This is a genomic window from Marinifilum flexuosum (assembly GCF_003610555.1).
GTDB classification, from domain to species: Bacteria; Bacteroidota; Bacteroidia; order Bacteroidales; family Marinifilaceae; genus Marinifilum; species Marinifilum flexuosum.
The window spans coordinates 318743-333256 of sequence record NZ_RAPQ01000011.1; the positions used below are offsets into that span (position 1 = coordinate 318743).

Consider the following 14514-nt stretch of genomic DNA (forward strand, 5'->3'; position numbering starts at 1 on the left):
TATTGAGCATGGTTACTAACCTACAAAATGCCACTAGTCAAATCTTGATTCACATGCTATTTATCGTACCTTTGGATTTCAATTTCCAGATATGAGCAAGAAAGACTTAAAAGAATACATTCATCAACTTACTAAAGAGCAATTACAAGATCAAATACTTGACTTGTATACCAGATTTAAAGATGTTAAGGAATATTATGACTTTGCTTTTAATCCAAAAGAGAACAAACTGATTGAGGAATGTAAATTCAAAATCTCCAAAGAATACTTTCCTGTTAATGGCAGAAAAGCAAAAATGAGACGATCGGTTGCCCAAAATTACATACGACATTTTAAAAGACTTGGCGTAGATTCTTCCTTAATTGCGGATATCATGCTCTATAATATTGAAGTTGCTCAAACCTATACATCTGAGCAATTTATCAAACAGGAATCATTCTATAAAAGTATGCTTAAATCATTTCAGGAGGCTGTAGCATACATTCGCGACAATGGTCTGGATAATGAATTTAAAGCTCGCTTGAATAAAATCGTAGATGAATCAATAGATCAGAGCTGGATGAATAGCAAGGGATTTATGTTGGCTTACAAATGATCACGCCTCAATTAAATCCTGTATAATTTCCTTTACGGATCGAATCTCACTGATCGCACCAATTGCCGGTCCGGCACACCACACATTGTCATATCCTGCCTTGAATGCTGATTGCTGCACTTTTTGCATTCCTTTCCATGCCAATAACATTTTAGCATACTTTTTCGTTTGTGGACTGTTATTGATCAACCATTCCAGTAAGTTTGCCTTTGTTCCGATTTTCTGTACATATGGAGTATTGATTACTGTTAAAGGAGATCCAGTTAATTTTGTTGTTTTTACAATATCACCTGTGCCAAAATCCACAAGAGCCTGTTTATATTCACTACTTACTGGTGACTCATGACTTGCAATAAAAATAGTTCCTACAGACACACCAGCAGCACCAAATTCGAGCATTGATTTAACATCATGAGCATTACTTACCCCTCCTGCTGAAATAATTGGAATATTGATTTCTTTTTTTAGCTGCTGAATCAATTCTTTAGCCTTAAAACCACCACAATGTCCACCTGCGTCCGAATTTACAGCAATTACGGCATCAGCGCCAATATTTTCAACCTTTTTCGCATACTTCACATCAACTACATCACAAAACACTTTAATTCCCAATGGCTTACATCTTTCAATTACCTCATGCGGACTCCCTAATGAAGTAATGATAAAATCAACCTTAAGATCAAGAAGGCTTATGAGTTGCTTTCGGTATTTGGGATTCGATTTATTCACAATCAGGTTAAAACCAAAAGGCTTATTGCTTTTCTTTCTGACTTCATGAATAGCCTGTCGCAATTCCCTATCAGTTCTGTAGTTATGTGCAGGAATAGCCCCCGTACAGCCCATTTCCAAGGCAGAAATAATCATATCAGCATTCGACACCAAAAACATTGGTGCCATCAAAATAGGATGTTTGATGTTCAGAATATGAGAAAGTGTTTTTTCTGTCATATTCTGAAGATACGAAATCTCACTAAACGGCTATATAAAAAAAAGGATCAACTGTTGTTGATCCTTTCTTAAGTGCGGATGAAGGGACTCGAACCCCCACGCCCGAAGGCACTAGATCCTAAGTCTAGCGCGGCTACCAATTACGCCACATCCGCCTTGCGTTTGATTGCGATGCAAATATGGTGGATTTTTTCTTTACTACAAAACATTCTGATAAAAAAATATCTCCACATTCCCCTATTTTAGGGCTATTCAACACTAAACCATCTGATAAACAAGCAAATTATATGATGGTTTTTTTTCAAAAAAAAGCCGAAGTATAAACTTCGGCTGTCAATTAAACAATGAAAACTTATGAAAAAACTATTTTTGATTTTTACAAAACAGTTTCAGTATTATAAATCCTGTTATTCCCGAGAAAAGAGATGCAATTAATACCGCAAATTTCGCTAAACTCAGAACTTCAGAATCCGTAAATGCCAATTGAGACACAAAAAATGACATGGTAAAACCAATTCCTCCCAGGAAACCAATTCCCAATATCTGTGACCAACATATTTCACTTGGTTTTTGTGCTAGCTTTATTTTTACGCCGATCCACGAAAACAAGAATATTCCCAATGGTTTACCTGCAAAAAGCCCTAGAATAATTCCAATAGATATAGGCTCAAATACCTTATTGGTTAATTCTGTATCAATAATAACACCCGCATTTGCAAATGCAAACAGAGGAACAATTAAATAAGCTACCCATGGGTGGAACATATGCTCCAATCTTTGGAGTGGTGAGATTACCTTTATACAATTGCTCTCAATAGAACTAACTGATGCTTGTATAAACTTCTCGTTTGGTTTATTAGGAAGCTCAGCTGTTTTTGCTTCCAGGTTCACCAAAAGCTCCTGATTTGAACCAATAAACTCGAATAGATTTCTACTTGCCCGTGCTGGTATGGTAAGAGCCAATAAAATTCCTGCCAAAGTAGCATGTACACCCGATTTTAAAAGAACATACCAAAGGAATACTCCTAATATCAGGTAAACTGATATATTTCTTACTTTTAAACTATTGAGAGTCCAGAGGATCACATAAATTCCTCCACCATATACAAGGTAAATCCAATCAATTTCGCTGGTATAGTACAATGCAATTACCATTACAGCGCCAATGTCATCAACAATAGCGATAGATGTAAGTAGCAATTTAAGCGAAGTTGGTATTCGTTTGCCCAAAAGAATCAAAATACCCAATGCAAATGCGATATCTGTTGCCATTGGCACTCCCCAGCCATGGGTACCACTTCCCTGCGTATTAAAACCTACATATATTAATGCAGGAATTAACATTCCACCAATGGCCGCAAAAATTGGCAAACTTGCTTGCTTTATGGATGACAAACCACCTGTCAACAATTCTCTTTTGATTTCTAATCCGACAACAAAGAAGAAAATTGCCATTAAGCCATCGTTAATCCAATGAAGGAATGATTTTTTCAGAGTCCATTCACCAAACTGAACGCCGAAATAATTGGTCCAATAAGAAATAAAAGATTCTCCTATGGCAGAATTGGCAAGCACCAATGCCATAATGGTAAAAAACATTAAAACAATACCACTAAACGCCTCTAATCGAACGAACTCAGTTAAAGGATCTTTAATCCTTCGAAATAATTTTTGTCTTTTTAAAAATTGAATCATCTTTCCCTAAAATTTAATGCTAACACCCTATGGTTTTATCTCGAAAACTATGGTGTAAGCATCTCGTTAACCAATCAAATATGTTGCGAAAATATCAATCAGAAGTGCTATATACAATGGGGGTTTCCCTACTTCGCACCTAAATTTAAGGAATAACAATTGAGACCAATTGATTGTTCCAAATAAAAGATATGGTAAAATCTAAAATTTAATGATTTGATGCTTAAATGCATAAATCACCAAATTAACAGTATTGTAAGTTCCTGTTTTTTGGAACAAACTGCTTTTATGCTTTTCTATGGTCTTAATACTTAAAAAAGTTGCCTCTGCAATTTGCTTGTTGCCGTATCCCTTGCAAATCAGTTCCAATACCTCTTTTTCTCTATCTGTAAATTCAGGTAAGTCATCTTTCTTCTTTCTCTTTTTACGAAGCATATTCAACTTATCAGATAAGAGGCTTACAATCTCATCAGAAAAATAATTTCCTCCTTCATATACCTTTACAATGGCCTTTTCAAACTCTTCTATTTCGGCACTTTTTAGCATATAGCCTTCTACTCCAGCCATAAGCATCTGTTCCAGGTAATCATCATCAAGAAATGTGGTTAAGGCAATAATTTTTAGATCAGGATACTTTTCGAGTGCTTTTTGACTTGCCTCTACTCCATCAAGCTGTGGCATATTAATGTCCATAAAAATAATATCGGCCTGATGATCTTCAATCAAATCAAGAAACTCATTTCCATTTGATGCTTCGGCAATGACTTCCACAAAGGAAAAAGACTGTAGTAGCATGCGAAATCCATCTCTAAATATCTTATGATCGTCAACTAATATGATTCTTATTTTATCCATCTATTTTTGATTTGATTTACTAAGTGCGAATTGTATTTTTATCTTAAAGCCCTTATTCTTTGAAGTTTGAATATCATAACTTCCATTAATGGATTCAACTCGCTCAATTATATTCTGTAAGCCCATGCCTTTGCCATTTTTGGCTTTCATTCTGTCAAAATCAAAGCCAACACCATTATCAGAGTACTGAAGTATAAGAATCCCTTCTCCAGATAATTTTATTTGTATATCGCTTGCTTTAGCATGCTTTAAGGTATTATTTATCAATTCGCTACATATCCTATAAATTACCACCTGCGTACTTTGCATAGGTTTACCCTTAAATTCATTCAATTGTAAAGTTACATCTACATTATCAAGGTTGTTAATTTTATCCACCAAACGCTGTAGTGATTCCTGAAGATTGTAACGGTTTAAAACAGAAGGATTCAAATTGTTAATCACTTCGGATACAGTATCAAGTGCTTGCTTTGACAGTTGATTGATTTGTTGCACTTTATCCAATGAACTTTTGTTCTCTGTTAACTCTTTTCCCAACATTTTGCCATACAAACCAATACTGGATAGCAGAGCCCCCAGCCCATCATGCAGTTCTCTTGCAATTCTTTTTCTTTCGCGTTGTTCCACCGTCATGGTATTGCGTACCAATTGTAAGTGAGCATTGGTTAATGAGTTCATTAATCGGATGACCAAAAACAGACTTCCGAAAAGTAAAACCAGGATAAAAGAAAGTAGGAAAAAGATATTTCGCTTAAACTTTTGATTGGTTTGATTGATATAAAGGTGCAATGCCTTCTCGTAATCAGCGAAAGCCTCTGTAAATATCTTAACCTTTTGTTTGAAGTTTTCATCCTGAGCAGGAACTTGTTCATTCTTAATTAATGAATCGAGATCGAGAATAGCACTCTTTAGTTTCATGAGAGCTATGATGAAATTGCTATTCTCGCTTGTATTGAATTCATACTCACGAGAAGCAATGGTTTGAATGTTTTCGATATTCTGGTAGGCTTTTGCAAAGAGCGAATCGATAGCGAAGGATATTACTGCATCTACTTTCTCCTGATAGTCGTCATACTTGATACGAATATCATACACCTTAATTTCAATTTTTTCTGAGTTTTCAACCAGTGCAATGTGCTCATTATCCAGTTTTGAACTACGATCTAAAGTATACAAGATGGCAGCTATAGCCACAAGGCTAAAACCAATTAAAATCAGGGCAATCTTTTGCTTTACAAAAAACCTTCTATTCATCGAAAATTATATCCAGATATTATATTTAAATCAAATCTACTAAATATTTTATTGTAACGAATATTTGATGAATAGTAATCGTAAAAATTTAACTTGCACGATCAGAGAGGAAAGCTTCCTGAAACTAACTATGGTATCATTATCTCAATATTAAATTGGAAGCTTTCCAAAGAAAATCATTCGTATATCCCCTAATAATCAATTATAAATTATGATTTTCCCTTCTGATCTGCCTTGGTTAGTTTGTGTATGTATAATTGTAATTACCACTTAAATGCTCTATTGGATATTCTTTCCGACAGTTCTACCTGTTTGCTTTTCATCATTAGCAAACTGGAAACAAGTCCTTCGTCTTTTACCGGCAAACTGAAAATTGGTCTGCTCGAACTTTGCAAGAAATCACTCAATAGTTTTTCGCTTGTCGAGTTACTAAACATTAATTCCTGAGTTCCTTGAACCAATAGGATATCCGCCGATGTTTTTCTTGCCCCTTCAATCAAAACATCGTTTCTGGCGTGATTCTCCTTCTCCACAATATCCACCGAACACTGCACCCCTTCACGTTCGATAAGATGCTTCATGATCATGGTTTTCTTATAAGCCAAGCTTCGCTTAAGCTCTATATTAACCGTTAATGCAGCAAGTAGTTTAATTTTTGCATTGAATACTGTGCCCAGCTTTATCGACCAGTTCACCAAATCTCTCGATTGCCTTGAAATATCAACCGGAACCAATATGCTTCTAATGCCACTTCCCGTCCATCTATCATTTACACTTATAATTGGACATCTTGACTCGCGTACGATCTGATTCACACTATTGCTATTGTATCTTTCCGACAAACCATCAATTCGATTGCTTCTGTTTAGAATAACCATATCGAAAGGTTCTGAATCGATTATACTTTTGATTGTTTGGACATGATTGCCCACTTCCACTCTAAGATTCACATCGTCTGGTATTCTTCCCCTGAAATGCATTTTAGCAAAACGAATTAAGCGAACCATTCCCCTTCCTTGTAGACTGTTTTTAAGATTTGGCTGAAACACATTAGATAAGCCCCCCATCTTCTGAACCACATGCAACAAAGTGATTTCAGCTCCAAACTTTTTCCTGAAATACAATGCCTGCTTAAAAGCTGTAGTACTTTCAACAGCCAAGCTCACTGGTACCAATATCCGATTAAATCTATTTGTTTTCATCCTCACTCACTTTAAAAATTACCAACAGTTATCCCCTTACTCTTCACAAACCATTTGTCGAAATAGCTAATCAGATTTTTCTCTTCGAATTCGGTTTTCTTCTCATTGTATATCCATAGCATACAATCATTTCGTGTTAGGTCTGGCTTATGATTTTTTGTTAGATTCTCAAATCTTAAGGTAGCATCATGGCATGAAGCTGAATACAATTTTACCAGTTTCGCTTTATCATGAATGGAAATATCGTTTATGTCTAAACCTATATGAAACTTACATTTCTGATTTGTACATATTTTTTGCAATGGCACAAGTATAGATTCTGAAACTTTTGAATTCGAATTGCTGATATATATACTCTTCACATTGGCCCATGGCTTACAATTATTTAATACATAAAGAGGTTGATTTACCGATGCAATGATATTTTTAAACCTTGGATTAAAGTGCAAATCGTTGTGCAATTCATTTAAAGCGAACACAACCTGCCAGGAATGCTGCTTATAGGTTTCTGTATTGAAAAATTCGGTCAATTCACCTTCATATGATAGCAAGTCAATATCTGAATGATTCACTTGATAATTCTTTACAGCATCCGCTTTTAAAGCTTGTAACTCTCGATTAGAAATATCTTTCAGGATTGGAGTCAAATCTCTTACCATTGACGCTCCATATGAAGGTTTTTGCCAGGTTTGAATAAAACATATCTTTGAACCTTCAGTAAAAAGATAATTCATAGCAAAATCTACTGCTGCCTGATTTCCTTCTGAGAAATCTGCCAGAATCAATATTCTGTTGTGATCTTTGTTCCTGTTCTCCATATCATTTTGTTTTGATACAAAAGTATGGCTGTATGCAAAGATGTAAAACAGGCGCAATCCTAAATCGTGTGGGGGTTTTCCCTACTTGTTAAAGTTTCATAATTTTCCCTTCAATAGGTTTTTTGTATGTCTATTTTTAATACTTTTGCCTATCATGTTATCGAAAATGAAAGAGAAACCAATATTTGTTTTGCTGGTAAGTTTACTACTGGTACTGGCTACCGTGCTGAATTCAATCAACATTCAGCAGGAGACTTCTCTTTCCTTTAATGTTGAAAATTGTTCCGATTCACAGGATACATCTTCCGATTTAGAAGAAATGGACAGTGAAGATCTGGATGAGTTTTCGAAATACAATTATGTCTTTTTCGCTAATGTAATTACTCAGGGGCATGTTCATAATTGCCTGATATCTGACAGTAAAGTCTTTCAGTTAACTACCCCTCCACCCCAGGTGTAAACCAGTATTTTACCTTATCTATTACCTTATTAAACTCCTTTTTTACGAGTTAGGTAGTTCATGTTTAATTTTTTAGATCTTGCTTAACTGCAAGAATTACAGTTGTTTTATGAAATTACAATCAAGCAAGAAGAGCCGTAAACCAAGACTTGTGCTCTTACATCAATACTATTCGTACACCGGATTTTATAATTTTATCATTACAAATTTGAAGAAGGCGATTTTACCCTTACTTCTGATTGTAGGATTATTGTTCTTTCTGGAATACTATGTGCTCGATTTTGAGAACCTATTCTATACAACTACTAAGGATCTGCCTACCATTGGCCTGTTGAGCGTATTCTTTATCTCGGAATCCTTCCTTGGACTCATTCCCCCGGAACTATTCATAGCATGGGTTAAAACCCTTCCAAGTCCTATCGTTTACCTATCGATATTGGCGCTTCTATCCTATTTGGGAGGTTGTGTTTCATATGCCATTGGGCGATTGGTACTACGTATCCCAAGTTTGAAGAACTGGATTGAAGTAAAGATTGGCAAACACATCCAAAACATACGAAAATGGGGAGGCTTTCTGATTATTGTAGGAGCATTGCTCCCAATTCCTTTCTCCATTGTAAGTATTGCTTCCGGTATTATCCGATTTAGCTTTAAAAAGTACTTGTTCTATGGTTTATTCCGCTTTTTGCGATTCTATCTGTTCGCTATCGCGATATTTAAACTAATGTCTTAATCAGTGATCAGTAAACAATGAACAGTGAGCTATAAAAAGAATACAAGCAAAAGTCCCCTTTCTGGGATTTAGGGGTAAACGAAAAAGCTTGCTTTTAAATTTACTTGGACAATAATTCTCCTTCGTAGATACGGCAGGAATGCCGTATTTACAAAACCAATTTGAGGAGCCTCTCCTTGCACGTTCATCAGTATATAAAGAAGCCTGAAACATCACATCAGAATTATGGATATAAAAAAAAAGGACCAACTTTCGTTGATCCTTTTCTGTGCGGATGAAGGGACTCGAACCCCCACGCCTCTCGGCACTAGATCCTAAGTCTAGCGCGGCTACCAATTACGCCACATCCGCGTTTCGTTGATTGCGGTGCAAATATGAGGTTTTTTTCTTTTCCCACAAAATTCTTTTCGATAAAAAACCTCTCCAATCCCTTTAAAAATGCAAGATTCAGCTACAACAGCCTGATTTTCAAACGAAGATTTTTTACAAAAAAATTTCACTTTAATTACTCAATTGGTTTCATCACAAAAACACCATAACACTCATGGTGATCGTAGCTGTGACCCACAATTTGGTTCTGAGAATTTAAGAGCCCTTCCCAGGTATCCAAATGATACTCAAACTGTTTTTCACAATCCAAAAGCTCCACTTTTGTACCAGTTACACTAAAGTTAGTGCCATCAAAACTTCCTTCTACATCTTGCTGAACACGAAAAGGAGTTTCTCCTTCAATTCTTTCGGTATAAACTACAACTCCGGTAATCTTCTCTCCTTCTTGGGTAAATTCGGCAAAACCTTCATCGGTACCAAAGCCAAAATCTTCGTTAAATGACCAACGTCCTGTAATGTTCTTCATTAATTTGAGGTATTTAATAAATGAGAAGCAAAAGTAGGAAACTTATTTAGTTTAGGCTAAAATCGATCTCAAGTTTCGACATGTTGAGAATATTTGTATCGAGCTGCAGTAGGCAAAGTCTTTTTAAGTCCTCTAACTCACCAGGATGCAACATGAAGTTACAACCACCGCCTCCAATGGGAATTACAATTTTTCTTTGATAAGGTGAATGAGCATTCTGCTTTACCGCCGCCTCAATATTAATATCGTGCAGGTATTCAGCAAACTGATAGTATTTATCCTTTGTCGAGAAATTGATATTCATATTATTGAATTCCATATGGATAGACTGGCAAGAATCACATTTAAATAGACAGCCATTGGACGTTCTGTTGTATATCATACTGTTCTTATTTAGATTAAATATACAAATCAATCGAAAATATGATGCTTTAACAATACCAAGATGTTGGGATATTTGATAATCAAACCCCAAAAACAAATTCCCAAATCCCATTTTTAAAATTCACAATTGATAATTCATCATTCCGCATTTATAATTCATAATTCTCAACTATCTTTGTTGATTCTAAATCTGGAACGGGCAATACTGCCTGTATTCAATATTTAAATGATTTGTTTATGATCGATCAATCTACCATATGCGCAATATCAACTGCTCCGGGTAATGGAGCCATTGCCATTGTGCGCCTTTCGGGTGAACATGCTCTCGACATTTGCGAGAAAGTTTTTACGCCTGTTAAAAGCAAAAAAATAAGCGAACAAAAAGCCAATACCGTACATTTTGGAACCATTCAGGATGAAGGTGAGATTATTGATGAAGTACTGGTAAGCTTGTTCAAGGCTCCTCATTCTTACACTGGTGAAAATTCGGTTGAAATAGCTTGTCACGGTGCCCCTTTTATTCAGCACCGCATTCTACAAACTTTGATTAAGAATGGAGCTCGTACAGCCAATCCGGGTGAATTTACCCAGCGTGCCTTTTTGAATGGTAAAATGGACCTTTCACAGGCCGAGGCAGTTGCCGATTTGATTGCTTCCAACTCTGCTGCCGCCCATAAAGTTGCGCTACAGCAAATGCGTGGTGGCTTTTCAAGCGAAATTGCCGGTTTGCGTGAGCGATTGCTCAACTTCATCTCTTTAATTGAGTTGGAGCTTGACTTTAGCGAAGAGGATGTTGAATTTGCCGACAGAACGCAATTGACCAAGCTGGTGAACGAAATCAAATCTTTGATTGAAAAACTAGTGAATTCCTTTGAATTGGGGAATGTAATTAAGAATGGAGTTCCTGTTGCCATTGTTGGAAATACCAATGTAGGGAAATCTACCTTGTTGAATGCCCTTTTAAACGAAGACAGAGCCATTGTATCGGATATTGAGGGTACTACACGCGATGTGATCGAAGATACCATCAATTTGGGTGGAATTACCTTCCGATTTATCGATACTGCAGGTATCAGAACTACGAAGGATCGTATCGAAAGCATGGGGATTGAACGTACCTACAGCAAGATGAAGCAGGCACAAATTGTGATGCTACTGGTAGATGCCGACCGCGATATGGATCGTATTAACGAATCGCTTGTAAGCGTGAATAAAACCATTGATCGCAATTCCCAGCATCTTGTGGTTTGTATCAACAAAATCGATTTGATTGAAAACCCTCAGGAAATTGCCAAGAACTTAATTGGCATGCAAGCAGAGGACAAATTGTTGTTCATTTCGGCCAAGCAGAAACAAAATATAGATGCACTAACTGCCGAATTGCTGAAATCGGTGAATATGAACAAGGTAAACGAGCAGGATGTAATTGTTACCAACATTCGCCATTTTGAGGCCCTTAAGAACGCCTTGGGCAGCATCGATCGTGTGAATGATGGATTGCAAACCCAGATTCCAACCGACTTCCTGGCGCAAGACATCCGTGAATGCCTTCATTTTCTTGGCGAGATCACTGGTGACATTTCAACAGATGAAGTCCTTGGGAACATATTCAAGAACTTTTGCATCGGAAAATAAAAACTCAATAACACACACATATAAAAGCCCTGTTCTAAGTTAAAACAGGGCTTTTTGCATTATCCTCTCCTTATCCAAACTTTAGCTTAAAGGACTGTATTTTATTCAAGTCAGATACAGTCTAACCAATTGGCACAACTATTTTACACTTATCAAATCAGTGCCCATAAAATTGACACCATCATAGGTTTCTCCTGTTAGAACTACCTCAGTATCTGTTTGGGTAATTCCCGATTCAGAAGTCTTAAAATGTAAGATCAGGTCTATATCTCCATCCAGGTCAACATCTTCAAGGTGGCCATCATCATGCACGATGCCAATATTAGCCGGACCAAATTTTACTGTTGTACAATCAACCATTGTTGCATCAAAATAATCGGTAGTAAGAATGGCTACCGGAATAACACCTTTTGATTTTAAATTAATTGGATTCACATCACTGCCTGGCTTTACGTCCATTTCAACTTCCACAATTGAATGGAATACCTCAAATTCATAAATCCATCCATGAATGATATCACAGTTGTACATTGACAAACGTACTTTGCTTGCCTCCACAATATTAAATACGTTTTCGGTTGGCACAGAGCCCGCACCTGAAGTAGTTCTCATATCCCAACGCACATAATTAAGACCTGTATTGGTAGAAAAAGCATCAACCCAAGTACTTCCGTCCCAGTATTGTATTTTATAAGTATTAGGAATATGGTTATCGCCATGATGCCATACCAGAATGTGATTAAAGCGCACTGTTTCGCCAAAATTGATTACCGCATTTCTCCAACCACAAGGAGCAATATATGGCCTTAGACCTCCGGTAAATGCCAATCCATTGGCCCAGTATCCATAGGATCGATTGCCATCAACAATATCCCATTTATCTCTTCCTCCTCCCCATCCATTATCCGACTCAAGAGGATGTGGATACCCTGATCGACTTGTATTTTCTGCAAGATTTAGTGTGAGATTTTGTAATTGAGATGACTTTGTAAAAGAATTATTTTCGATTACAATGGCCGTATTTTCCATTTCAGAATCACTTATCACATCATTTTCTGTTCGATCGCATTGTGTAAAAAACAATGCAATAGCAAGTATGAATAAGCTTTTGCATAAAGATTTTATGAGTTCCATTATAAGTATTTTAAAAGTTAAAGTCTTGTTTATTGCAATTTCATCCAGAGTTTTAAAGTATGCAGGAATTATTATGACAGTAGAAAGGAACCTTTAGTATGCCTTAAAATCAGTCCTCTTTTTGTAAAGTCAAAGCAGGGAGTGTAATGCGACAGTCAATTGAAACCACTATAATTTTTCACTTCCTAAAATTAAGATGTAAAAAACGTTTATACTAAATAGCGATACCAAATCGGCGAATAAGATATGACATTCGTAATCATTTCTAATGCAAACACATAAGTTAATTTATAAAAGGGTCTTTAGTATAGATTAAACCTTCATCAGGCAATTCCATTAACCCGTCTGATAAATAGATCATTATCCCTTATTCATCTTCAAACATTCACCTGGCATTTAGAATCAAAACCACAGGAGCTTTTGATAAGAGTTTACATCTCTTCCAGTCGCTTTTAAAAAGTTTAAAGCAAACTAAACAATGCAATTTTAAGTTAGATTGATTTATCACTCAACAGATATGAATCTTCCTTTTTATAGAATATCTTATTCAAAACTTCAACAATTTCCATCTTAAACTGATACTTCTGAATCTGCTCTTCTTTATTATACTTATTAGCAATGGTAGAATTCACTCATGAGTATATGTCATACAGATGGGTAAAATTTTTCCATGAGAGGATGTACAGCGATTGAATATTCTTTTCTCTTTCCACTTATTCTACAAATGACAACAATAAATCCCACAAGCCAATTTCCTGTCCTAACGAGATGATGCTGTAGTGATCCCACAAAAAAAATCCCCCTTAAAAAAGGAGGATTAACCCGTTAAAAAATGTTGTTGGTATAAAAAATTTTCGAGGATAGATAAATACTAACAAAATGCTCTTATTTTTGTCAGTAAGCCGAGGCCCTTAATTCCCTTTTAAAACTTTCGTCGGTTTAACTCGAGAATTTGTGGAGCCTCTGCTTTTTTTTTATTTATACCTCTTGTTCTTCTGTTTCTTCGCTTACTTCTTTTGCATTTTCGTTTTTGGTCGAGCGTGTTTTTGCTATGGCCTGATAACGCTGTGTACAATCGTTAATGAAATTAATCATTTCCGTGTACTTTTGGTTTGGAGCAATACGATTCAACACCTCAATGCTTTCAAACAATTGCTCACATGTAACCTGTAGCTCCTTGTACACTTCTAAAGAATCGTAATCCTCTTCAGAAGCCTGAGCTTTGGTTTTGTCTTCCTGCAATTGTAAAAAGGCCGCATTATCATCAAGCAAGTCCTGATACCACTCTGTTGCAGACAAACTTGCAAGTGCTTGGGTATTTTCGGCTGACGATAACTCTTTTGCCAAACTTGCCAATTTAGCCGATTGCTCTGCCCTGCCCAATCGCTGTAAAGACCAGTCGTGTGAGCGAAGCAATACACACAGGTTTTCCGCGGTTTCGGCTATCTCAGCTGATTTGCGATGCGTACAGGCCTCAATCATGTTGCGAAAGGCAATATAAGATTCATCTCTGCGATGATCCTTCTCTTTCAACAACTCGGTATATCGACTGGACCGATTACGATTGGCAACCTCAATTGCTTTTTCATAATTAGAATCAAAACCATCAATAATGGTATTGATTTGTAAACCTTCCTTATCCATTGCTTTTAGAAAGGCAATGATTTCGCCGCAATAACTTAAAAACTCATTTAAGCGCAGCATGCTAAAAATTAATTTTATTATCATACGAAAAGATTTTTATTGATGAACCAACAACATCATCTTAACGAATATAAATTTATATTATTCTGTAAAACACACAAAGTTTTTTCTCATTTTTTACACCTCACATCTATTACATTAAACATTTGATCACTCCGCATTTGCCAGAATTACCAAGCACATCACCCTGCAACATCACAAGTAAAATATTTTATTATTGTCAGTATTTGACAATTCTGCA

Annotated in this window: 15 protein-coding genes and 2 tRNA genes; 4 read left to right on the top strand and 13 right to left on the bottom strand. The window is 36.2% G+C overall.

Translation table 11 applies throughout. The features are described 5' to 3' along the window. The first annotated feature begins 91 nt into the window (after nucleotides 1-91). Nucleotides 92-595, top strand: a complete 504-nt coding sequence (locus BXY64_RS17535) for a DUF6155 family protein (protein WP_120241278.1) — start codon at nucleotides 92-94, stop codon at nucleotides 593-595. On the opposite strand, the gene BXY64_RS17540 is transcribed toward BXY64_RS17535, so the two are convergent. The 7 genes from BXY64_RS17540 to BXY64_RS17570 all read right to left on the bottom strand — a co-directional run bounded on the left by BXY64_RS17540 (nucleotide 596) and on the right by BXY64_RS17570 (nucleotide 7367). Further along, nucleotides 596-1543, bottom strand: coding sequence for an NAD(P)H-dependent flavin oxidoreductase (locus tag BXY64_RS17540; RefSeq protein ID WP_120241279.1), 948 nt, complete (start codon nucleotides 1541-1543; stop codon nucleotides 596-598). Between the two features lie 73 nt (nucleotides 1544-1616). Next, nucleotides 1617-1698 (bottom strand) — tRNA-Leu (locus BXY64_RS17545). A gap of 208 nt (nucleotides 1699-1906) precedes the next feature. Continuing rightward, complete coding sequence (gene nhaA, locus BXY64_RS17550; protein ID WP_120241280.1) at nucleotides 1907-3238, bottom strand: Na+/H+ antiporter NhaA; 1332 nt, start codon at nucleotides 3236-3238, stop codon at nucleotides 1907-1909. Between the two features lie 201 nt (nucleotides 3239-3439). Next, complete coding sequence (locus BXY64_RS17555) at nucleotides 3440-4093, bottom strand: response regulator transcription factor (RefSeq protein ID WP_120241281.1); 654 nt, start codon at nucleotides 4091-4093, stop codon at nucleotides 3440-3442. Then, the gene (locus BXY64_RS17560; protein WP_120241282.1) at nucleotides 4094-5347 is read right to left on the bottom strand and encodes a sensor histidine kinase; all 1254 of its coding nucleotides are present in this window, start codon (nucleotides 5345-5347) and stop codon (nucleotides 4094-4096) included. Between the two features lie 263 nt (nucleotides 5348-5610). Then, nucleotides 5611-6549, bottom strand: a complete 939-nt coding sequence (locus BXY64_RS17565; RefSeq protein WP_120241283.1) for a universal stress protein — start codon at nucleotides 6547-6549, stop codon at nucleotides 5611-5613. 11 nt (nucleotides 6550-6560) lie between these two features. Next, complete coding sequence (locus BXY64_RS17570) at nucleotides 6561-7367, bottom strand: hypothetical protein (RefSeq protein ID WP_120241284.1); 807 nt, start codon at nucleotides 7365-7367, stop codon at nucleotides 6561-6563. A 154-nt stretch (nucleotides 7368-7521) separates the two neighbouring features. Here BXY64_RS17570 and BXY64_RS17575 point away from each other — a divergent pair, with 154 nt between their 5' ends. Next, nucleotides 7522-7827: a hypothetical protein gene (locus tag BXY64_RS17575; RefSeq protein WP_120241285.1), complete on the top strand. Its 306-nt coding sequence runs from the start codon at nucleotides 7522-7524 to the stop codon at nucleotides 7825-7827. 109 nt (nucleotides 7828-7936) lie between these two features. After that, a complete protein-coding gene (locus BXY64_RS17580) occupies nucleotides 7937-8560 on the top strand; it encodes a YqaA family protein (protein WP_120241286.1) in 624 nt (207 codons plus the stop codon). A 269-nt stretch (nucleotides 8561-8829) separates the two neighbouring features. Here BXY64_RS17580 and BXY64_RS17585 read toward each other — a convergent pair. From BXY64_RS17585 to BXY64_RS17595, 3 genes are all read right to left on the bottom strand, one after another. Beyond that, nucleotides 8830-8911 (bottom strand) — tRNA-Leu (locus BXY64_RS17585). Between the two features lie 154 nt (nucleotides 8912-9065). After that, on the bottom strand, nucleotides 9066-9416 hold the full coding sequence (locus BXY64_RS17590; protein ID WP_120241287.1) for a hypothetical protein: 351 nt from the start codon (nucleotides 9414-9416) through the stop codon (nucleotides 9066-9068). A 46-nt stretch (nucleotides 9417-9462) separates the two neighbouring features. Beyond that, on the bottom strand, nucleotides 9463-9798 hold the full coding sequence (locus BXY64_RS17595; RefSeq protein WP_147376028.1) for a DUF6686 family protein: 336 nt from the start codon (nucleotides 9796-9798) through the stop codon (nucleotides 9463-9465). Nucleotides 9799-10037: 239 nt separating this feature from the next. On the opposite strand from BXY64_RS17595, the gene mnmE reads away from it, so the two are divergent. Beyond that, nucleotides 10038-11435, top strand: a complete 1398-nt coding sequence (mnmE, locus tag BXY64_RS17600) for a tRNA uridine-5-carboxymethylaminomethyl(34) synthesis GTPase MnmE (protein WP_120241289.1) — start codon at nucleotides 10038-10040, stop codon at nucleotides 11433-11435. Between the two features lie 138 nt (nucleotides 11436-11573). On the opposite strand, the gene BXY64_RS17605 is transcribed toward mnmE, so the two are convergent. The 3 genes from BXY64_RS17605 to BXY64_RS17610 form a co-directional block, all read right to left on the bottom strand. Beyond that, nucleotides 11574-12569 (bottom strand): hypothetical protein, encoded by a 996-nt coding sequence (locus tag BXY64_RS17605; protein ID WP_120241290.1) that lies wholly within the window; start codon nucleotides 12567-12569, stop codon nucleotides 11574-11576. 491 nt (nucleotides 12570-13060) lie between these two features. Further along, complete coding sequence (locus BXY64_RS21385; RefSeq protein ID WP_170150697.1) at nucleotides 13061-13201, bottom strand: hypothetical protein; 141 nt, start codon at nucleotides 13199-13201, stop codon at nucleotides 13061-13063. A 346-nt stretch (nucleotides 13202-13547) separates the two neighbouring features. Continuing rightward, the gene (locus BXY64_RS17610) at nucleotides 13548-14297 is read right to left on the bottom strand and encodes a DUF6261 family protein (protein ID WP_147376029.1); all 750 of its coding nucleotides are present in this window, start codon (nucleotides 14295-14297) and stop codon (nucleotides 13548-13550) included. Nucleotides 14298-14514 lie beyond the last annotated feature (217 nt).